Source organism: Streptomyces sp. NPDC039430, from assembly GCF_055639435.1.
Genome location: NZ_JBVKAK010000015.1, coordinates 93,140 through 109,708, shown reverse-complemented (window position 1 = coordinate 109,708; position 16,569 = coordinate 93,140). Strand labels below are relative to the sequence as shown.

General features: G+C 73.1%; 14 protein-coding genes. 6 read left to right on the top strand and 8 right to left on the bottom strand.

What is annotated here, in order from left to right; all coding sequences use genetic code 11:
* Positions 1 to 43: 43 nt before the first annotated feature.
* From ACZ7LS_RS29515 to ACZ7LS_RS29505, 3 genes are all read right to left on the bottom strand, one after another.
* Complete coding sequence (locus ACZ7LS_RS29515; protein ID WP_385135902.1) at positions 44 to 826, bottom strand: polysaccharide deacetylase family protein; 783 nt, start codon at positions 824 to 826, stop codon at positions 44 to 46.
* A gap of 80 nt (positions 827 to 906) precedes the next feature.
* A complete protein-coding gene (locus ACZ7LS_RS29510; RefSeq protein ID WP_385135854.1) occupies positions 907 to 2,298 on the bottom strand; it encodes a glycosyltransferase family 2 protein in 1,392 nt (463 codons plus the stop codon).
* A 108-nt stretch (positions 2,299 to 2,406) separates the two neighbouring features.
* Complete coding sequence (locus ACZ7LS_RS29505) at positions 2,407 to 3,537, bottom strand: GNAT family N-acetyltransferase (RefSeq protein ID WP_385135851.1); 1,131 nt, start codon at positions 3,535 to 3,537, stop codon at positions 2,407 to 2,409.
* Positions 3,538 to 3,786: 249 nt separating this feature from the next.
* Between ACZ7LS_RS29505 and ACZ7LS_RS29500 the strand changes: the two genes are divergently transcribed.
* The gene (locus ACZ7LS_RS29500) at positions 3,787 to 4,998 is read left to right on the top strand and encodes a cytochrome P450 family protein (RefSeq protein WP_382522222.1); all 1,212 of its coding nucleotides are present in this window, start codon (positions 3,787 to 3,789) and stop codon (positions 4,996 to 4,998) included.
* A 126-nt stretch (positions 4,999 to 5,124) separates the two neighbouring features.
* Here the strand turns inward: ACZ7LS_RS29500 and ACZ7LS_RS29495 are convergent, their stop codons facing one another.
* Positions 5,125 to 5,457, bottom strand: a complete 333-nt coding sequence (locus tag ACZ7LS_RS29495; protein WP_129769974.1) for a DUF6415 family natural product biosynthesis protein — start codon at positions 5,455 to 5,457, stop codon at positions 5,125 to 5,127.
* A 188-nt stretch (positions 5,458 to 5,645) separates the two neighbouring features.
* Between ACZ7LS_RS29495 and ACZ7LS_RS29490 the strand changes: the two genes are divergently transcribed.
* Complete coding sequence (locus ACZ7LS_RS29490; RefSeq protein WP_382521719.1) at positions 5,646 to 7,040, top strand: hypothetical protein; 1,395 nt, start codon at positions 5,646 to 5,648, stop codon at positions 7,038 to 7,040.
* Between the two features lie 148 nt (positions 7,041 to 7,188).
* On the opposite strand, the gene hutI is transcribed toward ACZ7LS_RS29490, so the two are convergent.
* The 4 genes from hutI to hutU all read right to left on the bottom strand — a co-directional run bounded on the left by hutI (position 7,189) and on the right by hutU (position 12,879).
* Entirely contained in the window at positions 7,189 to 8,379 is a 1,191-nt protein-coding gene (hutI, locus tag ACZ7LS_RS29485) for an imidazolonepropionase (RefSeq protein WP_382521722.1), read from the bottom strand.
* Between the two features lie 35 nt (positions 8,380 to 8,414).
* Positions 8,415 to 9,938 carry a formimidoylglutamate deiminase gene (locus ACZ7LS_RS29480; protein WP_385135846.1) on the bottom strand — a complete coding sequence of 508 codons (1,524 nt, stop codon included), beginning with the start codon at positions 9,936 to 9,938 and terminating at the stop codon, positions 8,415 to 8,417.
* Positions 9,935 to 11,143, bottom strand: a complete 1,209-nt coding sequence (locus tag ACZ7LS_RS29475) for an allantoate amidohydrolase (protein ID WP_382876396.1) — start codon at positions 11,141 to 11,143, stop codon at positions 9,935 to 9,937. The genes ACZ7LS_RS29480 and ACZ7LS_RS29475 overlap by 4 nt, the downstream gene beginning before the upstream one ends.
* A gap of 77 nt (positions 11,144 to 11,220) precedes the next feature.
* Positions 11,221 to 12,879: a urocanate hydratase gene (gene hutU / locus ACZ7LS_RS29470; RefSeq protein WP_385135843.1), complete on the bottom strand. Its 1,659-nt coding sequence runs from the start codon at positions 12,877 to 12,879 to the stop codon at positions 11,221 to 11,223.
* A 136-nt stretch (positions 12,880 to 13,015) separates the two neighbouring features.
* Between hutU and ACZ7LS_RS29465 the strand changes: the two genes are divergently transcribed.
* The 4 genes from ACZ7LS_RS29465 (at position 13,016) to ACZ7LS_RS29450 (ending at position 16,556) form a co-directional block, all read left to right on the top strand.
* Positions 13,016 to 14,506 (top strand): type III PLP-dependent enzyme domain-containing protein, encoded by a 1,491-nt coding sequence (locus ACZ7LS_RS29465; RefSeq protein ID WP_385135841.1) that lies wholly within the window; start codon positions 13,016 to 13,018, stop codon positions 14,504 to 14,506.
* A 241-nt stretch (positions 14,507 to 14,747) separates the two neighbouring features.
* A complete protein-coding gene (locus tag ACZ7LS_RS29460) occupies positions 14,748 to 15,140 on the top strand; it encodes a hypothetical protein (RefSeq protein ID WP_382521733.1) in 393 nt (130 codons plus the stop codon).
* A 164-nt stretch (positions 15,141 to 15,304) separates the two neighbouring features.
* Positions 15,305 to 16,048 (top strand): transcriptional regulator, encoded by a 744-nt coding sequence (locus ACZ7LS_RS29455; protein ID WP_382673123.1) that lies wholly within the window; start codon positions 15,305 to 15,307, stop codon positions 16,046 to 16,048.
* Between the two features lie 73 nt (positions 16,049 to 16,121).
* A complete protein-coding gene (locus ACZ7LS_RS29450; protein ID WP_382673126.1) occupies positions 16,122 to 16,556 on the top strand; it encodes a roadblock/LC7 domain-containing protein in 435 nt (144 codons plus the stop codon).
* Positions 16,557 to 16,569 lie beyond the last annotated feature (13 nt).

The window sequence follows — 16,569 nt, the reverse complement described above, 5'->3', positions numbered from 1 at the left end:
GGCGGCGCGGCGGACGGGCGGGGCTCCCGTGGCATGGCCCCGCCTATCCGGCGAACTCGGGCCCGCGTACGCGGGCGCGCACGCGTCGGTACAGCCGCCATCCCAGCGTGGCCGGGGAATCCGGGAACGGCGCGACCCTGACCCGCTCGCCGCGCGCCCCCTCGCCCGCCATCCAGGACTCGATGTCCGCCACGGTGTGGGTGCGGCGGACGATGAGCCGGGCGATGCGGTACGGCTCGTCGCGCCCCGAGCTGAGCGCGTGACGGACGGCGACGGCGGAGGCGTACCCGGCGGCCTCGGCGGCCCGCCGGACCGCGCGGCTGTTGTAGCCGTGCGGATAGGCCAGATGCGCCACCTCATGCCCGAGGACGTCCTCCAACGCGCTTTTGGACTGGCGCAGTTCACGGTGGAGGCCGGGGGCGGTGAGGGTGTCCAGCTGGGGATGGGTGACGGTGTGGGCGCCCACCTCGATGCCGTATCCCTCCAGTGCGGCCGCCTGGGCGAGCGTCATCATCGGAGCGGGTGGCAGCAGACAGCCGTTGCCGGGCGCGAGAGCGGGCGCGAGGGCGCCGGTGGTCAGATAGGCGGTGGCGGGCAGCGCTCGGGCGGCGAGCGCCTCGGCCGTGGGGCCCGGCAGATCGGCGAAGCCGTCGTCGAAGGTGAGGACGACGGGCCGGGGTGGCAGGGCCGTGCCGTGGAGGAGATGGCGGACCAGCCCGCTGATCGGGACCGGTGTACGGCCGCAGGCGACGACGGCGTCCAGCTGGGCCGCGAAGTCCCGTGGAGTGACGGTGAATTCGGCGATCCAGGCGGGCGGGTCGTCCATGACGGCGTGGTAGAGCAGGACGGGGACGAGAGGGACGACGGGAGTGACGGGGATACGGACGGAGGCGGCGGGCAGGTCCTTCACGTCCGGCCCCCGTCCCCGGATATCCGTCTGCGCGCCTTCGCGTAGCCGAGGGGGCCGTAGAGCATGCCTCTGCGTTCCAGCCGGGAGAGGCCGCGCGGCCAGGGATAGGACCGCGCGCCGTGCGCGCCGGGCGCCGGTTCCGCCTCTCCGGCCGGGCGGTGAGCGGTGATCGCGCGGGCGTGGGCCAGGCCGCGCGGCAGCTTCGCCAGCAGGGCGGGCAGCAGCGCGGGACGGCGGACCAGGATCGCGGTGAGATACGCGGTGAGGCCGGCGCCGTATCCGTACGCCTGGTCCTCCAGGTCCCGCCAGGTCTCGCGGTGGTGGTGCCAGACGAGCGCCCACGGGGTGTAGCGCAGCCGGTGGCCGGCGGACAGGACGCGGACGAAGGCGTACAGGTCGTCGCCGCCCCTGGCGGGGGTGCCGGTGCCGGTGGCCGGGTCGAACCCTCCGACGGCCCGCAGCGCCTCGGCGCGGAAGGCCATATTGGCGCCGGAGCCGAAACTGCCTGCGGTGAACGGGAAGAGCGGTTCGTCGGCGGGCGGTCTGGCCGGGTCGTACAGGCGCGGTTCGAGACCCTTGGCGAAGCCGCCGTGGCTCTCCAGCAGGATCTGGGCGGGGGTGGTGAGCCGGGCGGGCAGGATCAGGCCGGTGACACACCCGAGTCCGGGGTCCGCCGCGAAGGGTGCGGTGAGCGCGGTGAGCCAGTGCGGGTCGGCGATCACGTCGTCGTCGGTGAAGGCGACGACCGCGCCGTCCGCCTCGGCGAGACCGCGATTGTGGGCGAGGGCCAGCCCGGGGCGCGGTTCGTGGACGTAGTCGACGCGGCCCGCGTAACGGGACGCCACCAGGTCGCGGGTGGCGGACGTGACGGGCGCGTTGTCGACGACGAGGACGCGGAAGTCCGGGTGGTCCTGGGCGAGGAGCGAGTCGAGGGCGCGGGCGAGCTGTCCGGCGCGCTCGCGGGTCCCGACGACGACGGTGGTACGGGGCGGGGCGTGCGGCTCGGCGGGCGGGTCGACGGCGGACGGCTCGGCAGCGGGCGGGTCGGCGGCGGACGGCTCGGCGGCGGGCGGGGCGTACCGGCCCGGGTCATGCCGCGCGCGGAAGGCGGCGGAGAGCACCTCGGCGGGGTCCTCCCCCGCTCCGACCCGGCAGGACACGGTGGCGGCGGGGCGGCCCCGCAGCCGTACGAGCGCGTAGATGTCCCCCTCGCCGAGGGGCGGCCCGCCGGGCGCGGGGCCCAAGGAGAGGACCGGGCCGTCGGGGCCGCCGAGATCGAGTTCGGCGACGGCGACGGACGCGCGTGCGGCACCGGACGCGTAGGTGGATCCGGACGTGGATCCGGACGTGGACGTCGACGTGGACGTCGATGTGGATGGACGCGTCATCTGCTCCCCCGTAGGTACCGCTCCCGCTCCCCAGACCCTGCCTGCCTCCGCGCGCCGGGGACCCCGCCCGGCCGGTCGCGCGTCACCCGGCACCGCCTCCGTCACCCGTCACCCGGCTCGCAGCCGGCCCAGCCGTTTCAGCGTCCGCCGCGCGTATCCCGCCAGCCCCGGCCTGCTCCGCACGAAGCCGTGCGCCCTGCGGGAGGGCTCCCTGCCCAGCCAGGAGAGGGCCGCCCGCGCGCCGGGCCGCGCCGCGGCTCCCTCGTACACCCGGAGCCCGCCGGTCTTCAGCGCGTCCTTGTACTCCGCGGCGCCGCGCCCCAGATCGAGCATCACGATCCCCGCCGCGGCGGCGGCCTCGGCCATGCGCAGATGCAGGATCAGCCCCGGCGAGAACTTCGCGAACTCCGGGTCGTAGGCGGGGAACCAGCAGGACAGCACCGTGCGCGAGCGCAGTCCGAAGTGCGCGGCGACGGGGCGGCCCGCCGCGTACAGCACGGAGAGCACGCCGGAGCAGCCCGGCGTACGGGTCTCCGCGAGCAGGCGTACCAGCGCGCTGATCCACTCCTGCGCGAACCGGTCGCGGCGGCCGGTCCTGCGGTACTGCGCCGACTTCCACGCCATGAGCGTGCGCAGGGCGGCCGGATCGCGTTCGTCGAAGACGAAGCGGACCTCTCCCGCCTGCCGGCCGAGCCTGCGCTCCTTCGCGGTGGTGGTACGGAAGAACGTGGGCGACCGCGTGCGCAGGGCCGCCTCGTAGGCGGCGTACCCCTCCCCGACCTCGATCACCGGCGACTCGAACCCCTCGGCGGCCGTCGGCACGAACAGCCCTTGCCCCGCCTCCAGGTTGTCGAACTCCCAGGCCGCGAGCGAGCAGCCGCCGAGCAGTTCGCGCGCGGTCAGCGGAAGGCCGGTACGGAGCACGGCGCCCTGGCAGTCGGAGACCCCGAGCCCGATGGCCCGTCCGTACCCCAACGGGCCCTTCTCGTACGGGAAGAAGCCGACGGGCCGGCCGGTGGCCCGCCCCTCCCGCTCCCCCCGCTCCTCCCGCAGGACCGCCACACGCGAGGCCGGTCGTACGCCGCCCACCGCGCGGGTGAACTCCGGTTCCATGAACGGGTTGGCCGGCGCGCCGGAGGCGGCCCGTAACGCGCGCCAGGCCGCGAGGTCGGGCTCGGCCAGCTCCCCCGGTGTCACCACCTCGACGCGCACGCGCGCGGCGCCACGTACCTCGCTCATCTCGACCCCCCGGTCGCGTCCCGCCCCGAAAGGACGGTACCCGCCCAAATCACTCCAGGACAACGGTCCGTAACAGGCCGGAACACCCCGGAAGCCGCCGGAAGCCGCCGGAACAGGCCGGAAGAAGCCGGAAGAGGCCGGAACCGCTCCTGTGCCGCGCCCCCCTCTCCCTCATAGGATCGGGAGCGACCCTGTATCAGGCGTGCCGGGAGGGAGAGTCCAGTGACGGCGTCATATGTGCCCCACCGGATGGACTCCTCCGGCGCCTGCCCGCACGCCTCCAACGCCGCGCTGCTGGCGAAGGGCGCCGCGGCCGAGGTCCTGCTCCCCGGGGACGTGCCGGCGGCGGCGGTGCTCGGGCACGAGGCGCTCAGGGAATTCATCGGCCATCCCGATGTCGCCAAGAACGCGCGGCATTTCACCGCGCTGCGCGAGGGGCGAATTCCGGACGGCTGGCCGCTGCGGACCTTCGCGACCGTGCAGGGCATGGTCACCTCGGACGGCGACGATCACCGGCGGCTGCGGTCGCTGGTGAGCAAGGCGTTCACGGCGCGGCGCGTGGAGGCGCTGCGGCCCGGCATCGAGCGGCTGACCGACGACCTGCTGGACGGTACGGAGACCGCGGCGGCGCGGGCGGACGACGGCGTGGTGGATCTGCGGGCGCACTTCGCGCTGCCGCTGCCCATGAGCGTCATCTGTGAACTGCTCGGCGTGGACGAGGAGTTCCGGGACCGGCTGCACGTACTGTCGAACCAGGTGGTGGCGACCGACATCGCGCCCGAGGAGGCCGTGGCCGCGAACCGGGAGATGGTGGCGGTGCTCACGGCGGTGGCCGCTTCCCGTAAGGACCGTCCCGGCGAGGACCTCACCAGCGCCCTGATCGCCGCGCGCGAGGAGGGCGGCGACCGGCTCGGCGAGGCCGAACTCATCGGCACGATGATCGTGATGATCATCGCCGGTCATGAGACCACGCTCAATCTGATCACCAACGCGGTGCGCGCGCTCTGCGCCCACCCGGACCAGCTGGAGCTGATCAGGGCCGGTGGGGCCGACTGGGCGGACGCGGTCGAGGAGACGCTGCGCTGGGACAGCCCGGTCAGTTTCTTCCCGTTCCGTTATCCGGTCCGGGACCTGACGGTGGACGGCACGCTGATCCCCGCGGGCACTCCGGTACTGGCGGGCTTCTCGGCCGCCGGCCGTGATCCCGCCGCCCACGGCCCGGACGCGGACCGCTTCGACATCACGCGGCGTACGCGCTCCACGACCCGCCATCTGTCGCTGGGCCACGGCACGCACTTCTGCCTGGGCGCACCTCTGGCGAGGATGGAGACGACGATCGCGCTGCGGCGGTTGTTCACACGCTTCCCGGACCTGAGGGTCACGGTCCCGGAAGAGGAGCTTCCGCGCCATCGGAGCTTTGTGGGCAACAGCGTGCGGGAACTGCCGGTGGTACTGCGTTAGCTGAGGCCCGCCGCAGCTGAGATCGGCACCAGAGGGCCTACAGGCGCAGCCCGACTGCCAGGGCGATGGTGAGCCCCAGCGTGCAGACCGCGACCACGAACCACGCCTGATGCTTCGCTTCAGGAGTCATGTCCGGTGCCGCCCTTCACGTTCGTGCAGGTAGTCCATGAACGTGCGGCACATGCGGGCCAGGGCACGCATGTGCACCCAGTTCGCCATGGCGCCGCCACCCGGCCCGCTGCCGGTCAGGTCGTACCAGTCCTTCAGCGCGCCCTTCGCCCTGACCGTGTGCTCGGTCTCGGGGATCCGTTCGACGCATCCGACGAGCAACGCCCCATGGTCGATCAGCCGGTTGGTGAGATCGGCGATCTCCACCGGCGGCGGCATCATGCGATGCGGGGCGAGCGCGCGGTCGATGTTCAGGGCTATGACATCGAAGGCGATATCGTCATATGCCAATGCCTTCCCGTGTGCGTTTTCCTCTGTGCCTCCGGCTCTGCGGTCTGTCACTGTGGTCACCTTGGCCCCCCGCTCTCTTCGTGTGTTCGGCGTCTACTTGAAGAGAAAACCGCGTTATTACCCTCCCCGGGTACCGTGGAGGGCAGGTCCGAGAATGAAAGCCATGAACGCTTGGGGGAGTTAAAGGCATGGCGAGTAACTCACGTCACTCACGCACACCCAATGCCGGGCTGGCCTCTCTGCTTGAGCAGGCGAAGTGGTCCCGTGCGCAGTTCGCACAGATCATCAATCGCATCGGCGCGGAAGCCGGGCTCCAGCTGCGCTACGACCAGTCCGCAGTCTCCCACTGGGTCGCGGGCACCACCCCGAAGGAGCAGGTCAGACCACTGATCGTGGAGGCGTTCGCGCGCAAGCTCAGGCGCCCGGTCACCCATGCCGAGGCCGGTCTGCCGGTCGCGGCCTCCGCGCACGTCCCGGCGGGCTCCGGCGTACCCGGCTCCTCCGTCGCTTCCGGCGTCAACACGTTCGAAGAACTGGTCGACATGGGAAGGGCCGATATGGACCCGTCGCGTCGCAGTTTGATAGCCGCAGGCTTGTTCTCCGCCGCGATTGTGGTACCGCTGTTTCCGGATCTGGCACATGCCGCCACCTCGGCGAGCGCGCCCCCCGGCAAGCGGACGGCCCGGATCGGCGCGCCGCAAGTACAGGCCGTACGTACGATGACCGATCGAATAGCGGACATTCTCGATGAGCTCGGCGGAGGGCACGCGCGCCCGATGGCCGCCGCGTTTCTCGTGAACACCGTCATGCCCTGGCTCAAGGCCGAGGCTCCGGAAGGCGTACGGAGCGACATGCTGTCGGCGGCGTCCGACCTGGTCTATCTGACCGGGTGGATGGCGATGTACGAGCGGGCGCACGGGCTCGGCCAGCGGTACTACCTCCGGGCCCTGGAACTGGCCGGCGCCGCCGAGGACCACACGACGTACTGCCGGACGCTGCGCGGCATGTCCCTCCAGGCGTCCAATCTCGGCTACGGCAAGCGCGCGCTGGAGCTCGCCGACTCGGCCGCCGAGGCGTCCCCGAAGGCCGGGCCGCGGCTGCGGGCCTTCCTCTCCGGGCAGCAGGCCCACTCCGCGGCGATGGTCGGCGACAAACGGCAGGCGTTCGCCCGGCTCAGGGAGACCGAGACGGCGCTGACGAAGGCCGACAACCGGCGTGAGTCCGTGGGCGGTTACGACGCGACCGCGTATCTGTTCCACACATCCCATGTGCTGTACGAGTTCAAGGATCTGCCGGGCTCGATATCCGCGCTCCAGCAGTCCCTGAAGGCGCAGCAGAAGAACGAACGGCAGGGCAGGGTCCACTTCCTCGCGGTGCTGGCGCAGCGTCAGCTGGAGCTGGGGCATCTGGAGGCCGCGTGCGCGAGCTGGTGGCAGTTCCTGGAGGACTACGAGCATGTCTCGTCGGCGCGGGGTGACGAGCACTTCGAGACGATGCAGCGCAGGCTGAAGCCGTACGCGAAGACGCAGGCGGTGCGGAGGCTGCGGGCGAAGATCGATGAGGTGGCCGTACTGAAGGGGTGAGGGCGCGCCGGGCGGCGCGGGTTCAGGACCGGGGGGCCGGCGAACCCGCGCCGGGCGGCGGGGAGCCCGTGGACCGGGGGGTCAGCGGGCCCGCTCGCCGGTGCCGGTGTGGGCCTTGGTCGGCCCGGCCCGGCCGGTCACCCCGGCTTCAGCGGACCCGTTCGCCGGCCCGCCAGACCGCCGTGACCAGGGGCACCCCGGGGCGGTACGCCAGGTGCACATGGCTCGGGGCGTCGAGGAGAGCGAGGTCGGCGCGGGCGCCCGGGGTGAGGCGGCCGATGTCCTGGCGGCGCAGCGCGGCCGCGCCGCCGGCCGTGGCCGACCAGACCGCCTCGTCCGGGGTCATGCCCATGTCGCGTACGGCGAGCGCGATACAGAACGGCATGGACGAGGTGAAGGACGAGCCCGGGTTGCAGTCCGTGGAGAGCGCGACGGTCGCGCCCGCGTCGAGGAGGCGGCGGGCGTCCGGCCAGGCGGCGCGGGTGGAGAACTCCGCGCCGGGGAGCAGCGTGGCCACGGTCGCGCTGTGGGCGAGGGCGTCCACGTCAGCGTCGGTCAGATGCGTGCAGTGGTCGGCGGACGCGGCGTCGAGTTCGACGGCGAGCTGGACACCGGGACCGTACGAGAGCTGGTTGGCGTGGACGCGGGGGTGCAGTCCTTTCGCGGCTCCCGCGGTGAGGATCGCGCGGGCCTGGTCCCCGTCGAAGGCGCCCTTCTCGCAGAAGACGTCGATCCAGCGGGCGTACGGGGCACAGGCGTCGAGCATCTCGCCGGTGACGAGGGCGACATACGCGGCCGGGTCACCGGCGTGGTCGGGCGGGACGATGTGCGCGCCGAGGTAGGTGACCTCGTCGGTCTGCGCGCGGGCGATACGGAGGGCGCGGGCCTCGTCCTCGACGGTCAGGCCGTAACCGGACTTGGTCTCCTGGGTGGTGGTGCCCTGGCGGAGCGCCTCGGCCAGGTAGCGGGCGACGTTGGCGCTCAGTTCGGTGTCGGTGGCGGCGCGGGTCGCGGCGACGGTGGTGCGGATACCGCCTGCGGAGTAGGCGCGGCCGGACATCCGGGCGTTGAACTCCTGGGTGCGGTCGCCCGCGAAGACGAGATGGGAGTGGGAGTCCACGAAGCCCGGGATCACGGCCCGGCCACCGGCGTCGACGGCGTTGTCAGTGGCGGGTGCTTTGCTTGATTCACCGACCCAGACCACGCGGTCGCCGTCGATGACGACGGCCGCGTCCTGGATCAGACCGATGGGGGTTCCGTCACCGAGGGAGGGGTCGTTGGTGACCAGACTGGCGATGTTGGTGAGGGCGGTGGTTCCCGCCGTGGTGGTGGTCGTCATCGTGACGGTCTTCTCCTTCGGCGGCGTCCGCGGCGTCAGCCGCGCAGGGCTGCGATCGACTCGGCGAGGGCCTTGGGCACGTCGGGGACGAGGGCGTGGACACCGTCCCGGACGATCTGGCGGCCCGCGACGACGGTGTGGCGTATATCCGCCGCGGAGGCGGCGAATACGGCTGTCTCCGCTCCGAGCCGGGTGAGCGTGCCCGCTGTTCTGACCGAGTCCAGGGCGAGGGTGGTGAGATCGGCGAGCGCGCCGCGCTCGATCCTGCCCGCCTCGTGCCAGCCGAGGGCCGCGTGGCCGGTGGAGGTCGCCGCGTGCAGGAGGGCGGCGGCCGTCCAGTGACCGCGGCTGCGGGTGCGCAGCCGTTCGTCGAGTTCCATCGCGCGGGCCTCTTCGAGGATGTCGATGACGGCGTGGCTGTCGCTGCCGAGCGAGAGCGGCGAGCCCGCCCGCTGGAGCCGGGCGGCGGGGCCGATGCCGTCGGCCAGATCGCGTTCCGTCGTGGGGCACATGCACGTGCCGGTGCGGGCGGCGCCCAGCAGGGCGATGTCCTCGTCGGTGAGATGGGTGTTGTGCACGCCGGTGGTACGGGCGCCGAGTACGCCGTGGTCGGCGAGCAGACGTGTGGGGGTGCGGCCGTGCACGTCGAGGCAGGCGTCGTTCTCCGCGGTCTGCTCGGAGAGATGCACATGCAGCGGCGCCCGGTGCGCCTCGGCCCACTCGGCGACGGTGGAGAGCTGCTCGGCGGGCACGGCGCGTACGGAGTGGATCGCCGCGCCGATCCGGGCGTGGGCGCTGTCCTTGTGGGCCGAGGCGAGGTCGGAGGCGCGTTCGGCCCAGGCGGTGGCCGTTCCGTCGGAGAAGCGGATCTGATGGCGGTCGGGGGGCGCGCCGCCGCGCCGCTTCGTGATGCCGGAGGAGAGATAGGCGGTGTCCAGGAGCGTGATCCGGATCCCGGCCTCGGCCGCCGCCGCGATCAGCGCCTCCCCCATCGCGTTCGGCCGGTCGTACGGAGCGCCGCCCGGGGTGTGGTGGAGGTAGTGGAACTCCCCGACGGCGGTGATACCGGCGAGCGCCATCTCCGCGTAGACGGCGCGGGCGAGGGCGTAGTACGAGTCGGGGGTGAGCTTGGCGGCGATTCCGTACATGATCTCGCGCCAGGTCCAGAAGGTGCCGGAGCCGACCTGGACGGTGCCGCGCAGGGCGCGGTGGAAGGCGTGGGAGTGGGCGTTGGCCAGGCCGGGGAGGGTCAGTCCGCGCAGGACGACCGCTTCGGGCGGCGGGGTCGTGACGCCGGTGCGGACGTCGGCGATCCGGCCGTCCGTGACGGCGACGGCGACACCCGGCTCGACATGGGTGCCGAGCCAGGCGTGTTCCAGCCAGTAGACGGGGCCGGCGGGCCCGGCCGGGACGGCGCGGCCGGGCGCGGCCGCGGTCCCGGTCCCGGTGCCGGGCTCCGGCTCGGTGGCCGCCCCGGGTGCGGTGGTCCGCCCGCTTCTGGTGGCCGTCCCGTCGTCCGTGACCCGCGTCCTGCCCGGTGCCGCTGTGGGGTGCGTCATGCGCGGGCGAGTCCTTCCAGTACGTCGGCCAGTGCCAGGACCCCGGCCACGCAGTCGTCCTCGGCCGCGGATTCGGCCGGGGAGTGCGAGACCCCGGTGGGGTTGCGTACGAACAGCATGGCGGTGGGGATGGAGCCGGACAAAATACCCGCGTCGTGCCCGGCGCCGGTGCCGAGGACGGGTACGGGAGCGCCGCGGCCGGGGCGCTGCCCGAGGATCTTGGCCAGCTCGTCCCGCAGGGCGTGTTCGAACTCGACGACGGGGGTGAAGGACTCCCGTACGACGGACAGCTCGATCCCGGCCCGGTCCGCGCACGCGCGGGCGGCGGCCTCGATACCGGCGACCACGGTGTCCAGGGCGGACTGGTCGGCGGCGCGGGAATCCAGCCAGCCACGGACGAGGGAGGGGATGGCGTTGACGCCGTTGGGTTCGACGGAGATCTTGCCGAAGGTGGCGAGGGCTCCGGCGAGTCCGGCCTCGCGGCGGGCGGCGAGCACGGTCTCCGCGTACGTCAGCATCGGGTCACGGCGGTCGGCGAGGCGGGTGGTGCCCGCGTGGTTGGCCTCTCCCCGGAAGTCGAAGCGCCATCGGCCGTGGGGCCAGATCGCCGACGCGATACCGACGGGGTCGCCGGACAGGTCGAGGGCGCGGCCCTGCTCGACATGCAGCTCGACGAACGCGCCGATCCGCGCGAGGCGTTCGGGGTCGGGGCCCAGCGTGGACGGGTCGTGGCCGGCCGCCTCCATCGCCTGCGGCAGCGTGATGCCGTCGCCGTCGCGCAGTTCATGGGCCTGCTCCGCGGTGAGCCGGCCCGCGGTGAGCCGGGAGCCGACACAGGCGAGACCGAAGCGGGCGCCTTCCTCGTCACCGAAGTTGGTGATGGCCAGGGGGCGGCTGAACCGCGCGCCCCTGGCACGGAGTTCGTCGAGTGCGGCGAAGGAGGAGACGACACCGAGCGGCCCGTCGAAGGCGCCGCCGTCCGGTACGGAGTCCAGATGCGACCCCGTCACGACGGCGTCCCCGGCGAGGGGATCGCCGAGCCAGGCCCACTGGTTGCCGTTGCGGTCGAGTTCGTAGGCCAGCCCGCGTGCCTCGGCCTGCGCGCGGAACCAGGCGCGGCAGTCGGCGTCGGCGGCGGTCCAGGCGTACCGCCGGTAGCCGCCGCTGCCGGAGTCGCGGCCGAGCGGGGCGAGTTCGCGCCACATCTCCTGGAAGGAGGGTGGCCGGCCGGCGTCGCCGGGCGCGCCCTCGGCGTGCCCCGGCGCGGGGGACGGTGACGCGGTCACTCGCCCTCCCGCATCGGGACGCGGACGTCGCGCTCGTCGGCGACCGCTTCCGCGATGTCGTAGCCCGCGTCGACATGGCGGATGACGCCCATGCCCGGGTCGTTGGTCAGGACGCGGCGGATCTTCTCGCCGGCGAGCTTCGTGCCGTCGGCCACCGAGACCTGCCCGGCGTGGATGGAGCGGCCCATGCCGACGCCGCCGCCGTGGTGGAGGGAGACCCAGGAGGCGCCGGAGGCGACATTGACCATGGCGTTGAGCAGCGGCCAGTCGGCGATGGCGTCGGAGCCGTCGAGCATGGCCTCGGTCTCGCGGTACGGGGAGGCGACCGAGCCGCAGTCCAGGTGGTCGCGCCCGATGACCAGCGGCGCGGCCAGCTCACCGGAGGCGACCATGTCGTTGAAGCGCTCGCCCGCCTTGTCGCGCTCGCCGTAGCCCAGCCAGCAGATCCGGGCGGGCAGGCCCTGGAAGTGGACGCGTTCGCCCGCCATCTTGATCCAGCGGTGCAGGGATTCGTTCTCCGGGAAGAGGTCGAGGATCGCCTTGTCCGTCTTGTGGATGTCGGACGCCTCGCCGGAGAGCGCGGCCCAGCGGAACGGGCCCTTGCCCTCGCAGAAGAGCGGCCGGATATAGGCGGGCACGAAGCCGGGGAAGGCGAAGGCCCTGTCGTATCCGGCGAGCTGGGCCTCACCCCGGATGGAGTTGCCGTAGTCGAACACCTCGGCGCCCGCGTCCATGAAGCCGACCATCGCCTCGACATGCCGGGCCATGGACGCACGGGCGCGCTGGGTGAAGTCGGCGGGCTTCTCGGCGGCGTACGAGGCCATCTCGTCGAAGTCGACGCCGAGCGGCAGATAGGCCAGCGGGTCGTGGGCGGAGGTCTGGTCCGTGACGATGTCGATGGGGGCACCCTCGGCGAGCATCCGGGGGAGCAGTTCCGCCGCGTTGCCGAGCAGGCCGATGGAGAGCGGCCGGCGCGCGTCCCGCGCCTCGGTCGCCAGCTGGAGCGCGTGTTCCAGGCTGTCGGCCCGTACGTCGAGATAGCGGTGCTCGATCCGGCGCTCGATGGCGCGCGGGTCGCAGTCGATACAGATGGCGACACCGTCGTTCATGGTGACGGCCAGCGGCTGGGCGCCGCCCATGCCGCCCAGACCGGCGGTGAGGGTGATCGTCCCGGCGAGCGTTCCGCCGAACTTCTTGGCGGCGACGGCGGCGAACGTCTCGTACGTGCCCTGGAGGATGCCCTGCGTGCCGATGTAGATCCAGGATCCGGCCGTCATCTGCCCGTACATGGTGAGCCCGAGGGCCTCCAGGCGCCGGAACTCCTCCCAGTTCGCCCAGTCGCCGACCAGGTTGGAGTTGGCGAGCAGCACGCGCGGCGCCCACTCATGGGTCTGCATCACCCCGACCGGACGGCCGGACTGGACGAGCATCGTCTCGTCCTGCTTGAGGGTGCGGAGCGTACGCACCATCGCGTCGAAGGAGCGCCAGTCGCGGGCGGCCTTGCCGGTGCCGCCGTAGACGACCAGCTTGTCCGGGTGTTCGGCGACCTCGGGGTCCAGGTTGTTCTGGAGCATGCGGAGGGCGGCTTCCTGCTGCCATCCCAGGGCGCTCAGTTCCGTACCGCGCGGAGCCCGTACAGGGCGTGGTCCTGACATGGCGATGCCTCCTCCGTGGTGACTCTGCCGACTGGCCTGCCGACCGGCCTGTTGGCCAATCTATTCACATCCTTGCCGGATGAATACTTGTAGTCAACAGCTGCGTGGCCGGTCGGCGGATGATTGGCTGGCAGACATGGCTTCGGTTCAGCACAACGATGACGGCGGCGGCACTCCCCCGCACGGCTCGAACGGCTCGAACGACAGGAACGACAGGAACGACAGGAACGGCTCCGCGGACGAAGGCACGAGCGCCGCCCCCGGCGCGGCGGCCCGCCGGGACCTCGCCGTACGGGCCGCCGTGGCACAGGGCCTGATCAGCGAGGCCGAGCCCGTCGTGGCCCTGCTCGACGTGGCCGGAATCCGCGCCTCCGCCGCCGCGCTCCGTACCGCCTTCGACGAGGTCACCGCCCCCGGCACGGCCGTTCTGCACGCCTTCGCGGTGAAGGCCGCGCCGCTGGTGGCCGTCGTGCGCCTGCTCGGCGAAGAGGGCATCGGCGCCGAGGTCGCCAGCCCGGGTGAGCTGGCCCTCGCCCGCGCGGCGGGCGTACGGCCCGAGCACACCGTCCTCGACTCCCCCGCCAAGACCACCGCCGAGCTGCACGAGGCCCTCGCCCTCGGCATCGCGGTCAACGCGGACAACCCCCAGGAACTGGACCGGCTCGACGCCCTCATCGGCTCCGGGCAGGGTTCCGGCCAGGGACCGGCCGCCGGACCCGGGCCGGCCGCCTCCCCGCTCGGGCTGCGGATCAACGCGCAGGTCGGCGGCGGTTCCATCGGCGCCCTCTCCACCGCCACCGCCACCGCCAAGTTCGGCATCGCGCTGCGCGACGAGGGCGCCCGCGCCTGGGTCGTCCAGGCGTTCCTGGACCGCCCCTGGCTCACCCGGCTGCACACCCACTCCGGCTCGCAGGGCGTCCCGCTGGAGCGGATGACCGAGGGCGTACGGACGGTGTACGAACTGGCCGAGGAGATCAACGCGGCGGCCGGCCGCCGGCAGATCGACACCCTCGACATCGGCGGCGGTCTCCCGGTCAACTTCGCCTCGGACGAGGAGACACCGACGTACGCGGCCTACGCCCGGCTGCTGAGGGAGACCGTCCCCGGGCTGCTGGACGGACGCTACGGACTGGTCACCGAATTCGGCCGTTCTCTGCTCGCCAAGCACGGCACGGTCCTCGCGCGCGTCGAATACGCCAAGTCCGCCGGTGGCCGCCCGATCGCGGTGACCCACGCGGGCGCGCAGGTCGCCACCCGTACCGTCTACGATCCCGCCTCCTGGCCGCTGCGCATCGCCGCGTACGACGCCGGGGGACGGCCCAGGACGGGCCCCGCCGTGGCCCAGGACATCGCGGGCCCGGCCTGTTTCGCGGGCGACCTGCTCGCCGAGAACCGGCCCCTGCCGCTGCTGGAGCAGGGCGATCTGGTGGCCGCCCTCGACACCGGCGCGTACTACTTCTCCAACCACTACGCGTACAACAGCCTGGCCAGGCCGGGTGTCCACGGCTTCGTGACGGTGCCGGGCGCGGCCGGCGGCGGGGTGCGCTTCGCGACGGTACGGGCCGCGCAGACGGTCGCGGAGATCGTCACCGAGTCGGGCGGCGGATACGCCGACGCGCTCCTGTAGGCCGGCCAGGACGACCGCCGGCCGGCCGGGACGGCCGGCGGACCGCCGACGGCGGGCCCGGCGGAGCGGTACGGGCGGCCCAGGGGCCGGGACGGCCGGAAGTGGCCGGTCCCCGGCAGCCCGGAGCGCATGTTCCGATGGAAAATGCCAGAACCCCCACCCCCCGCACGAACGTTGCGTAATCTCGCCGTCACTGCCGCACAACAGTGCGCCCGCACGCCCGGCTGGGAGGGGAGTCCGCGTGCCCGGAATCGACGCGTGCCTGCGCGAGGCCATGAACCTGCCGGGAGCGCGCGGAGCGGCGATCGTGGACTGGACGAGCGGTCTCGCGCTCGGCACGGCGGGCGAATCGCCCAACGGCGACCATGAGGCGACCGCCGCCGAGACGGCCGAACTGGCCAGAGCCGCCGCGGAGTACACGGCTTTCGCCCCGGCCGTCGCGGCCGGGCACAAGGGCCCGCCCGTCGAGGACCTCATCGTCACCACCCCTACCGGCTACCACCTCCTGAGCTTCGTCGAGACGACGTTCGACAGCAGCGTCTTCCTTCATCTCTGGCTCGACCGCGACACCGGAAACCTCGCTCTGGCCCGATTACGGCTGAGACAGCTCGCCGAACGGCTGGTGCTGGGATGACGGCGGCGTCCGCGCACCCCCCGACCCCGCCCCCCTCGCAGACCGCGGCCTCCTCTGCTCCCCCGCACTCCCCGGTCCCGCCGGTCTCCCCGATCCCCCCGATGCCCCCGGTCCCCCCGGTCTCCCCGATCCCTCCGATCCCCCCGGTGCCCCCGGTCTCCCCGATGCTCGTCCGGCTGGCCGGCGAACGCGCCACCGGAGCGCTCCTGCGCGACCACGGCACGCTCTATCTCGCCGACGGCCATGTCGTGCACGCGGAGAGCCCCGCCGCCCCCGGGATCGACGTCCTGCTCACCACCGGCGGCCGGCTGCCGCGCGCGGGCTGGGAAGAGGCGGTCGACCGGGCGGGCGCGCGCCGCGAGGTCGGCCGGTTCCTGGTCGACAGCGGCAGGATCGGCGGCGGCGAGCTGGAGATCTGCCATCTGGGCGCGCTGTTCGACGCCGCCTACTTCGCCCTCGCCCCCGGCAGCGGGCCCACTCGCTTCCGCTACGGCGTCGCGCACTGGATCGGTCCCGTACGCCCCGTCTCCGCGTCCGCCGTCGAGCGCGAGACCCGGCGCAGACGCGAACTCCTCGACCAGGTCTGGCCGTACGCGGCCGTGGACACCGCGCCCGTGCGGGCGCGCGAACCGGCGGCGGGCCAGGCGGTCACCCGCCGCCAACGCGTGCTGCTGGAGCTGGCGGACGGGGTACGGACACCACTGGCCATCGCCTGGGCGCTGGGCAGGCCCGCGTTCCACACCCTGCTGGACATCCGCCGGCTGGCCGCGGCCGGGCTGGTCGAGACGCCCGCCGAACCGGCGGCGGCCACGCCCACGGCGGTCCCCTCCTGGGTCGCGACGGTCTCGGCCGATCCCGACATCGCCCTGTTACGCCGGCTCCGCGACGCCCTGGAGGCAAGCCTGTGACTCCCCGTTCCATCCACCGGGCCCGGACAGGACCCGCCGTGTCCGACGTCGTGCCGGACCGCGCCACGCCGTCATGAGGCGCGCGCTGCGGGCACGTGCCGAGAGGAGACAGCTGATGACGGCGGAAGCCGAGGTACTGGGCGAGCTGAGGCGCCTGCGGGCCCGCCTCCCCCAGCTCACCGGCGCGCTCGCGGCCAGTACCGACGGACTGGTGCTGGCCCAGGACACCGCCGACGTGGAGGCGGAGGGGGTGGCCGCGCTCACCGCCGCCGCGCTGGGCGTCGCCCTGCGCCTCACGGACACCACGGGACAGGGCGGGTTCCGGGAGCTGCTGATCCGGGGCGAGCTGGGGTACGTCGCGACGTACGCGGCGGGCTCCTCCGCGGTGCTGACGCTCCTCGCGGAGCCCCGGATCAATGTGGGCCGGCTCCATCTGGAGGCCCGGCGGTCCAGCACCCGGATCGGTGAGCTGGTCGACGGGGCCCTGGAACGGCTGGAGAACGCCTGACCCATGAACCCAT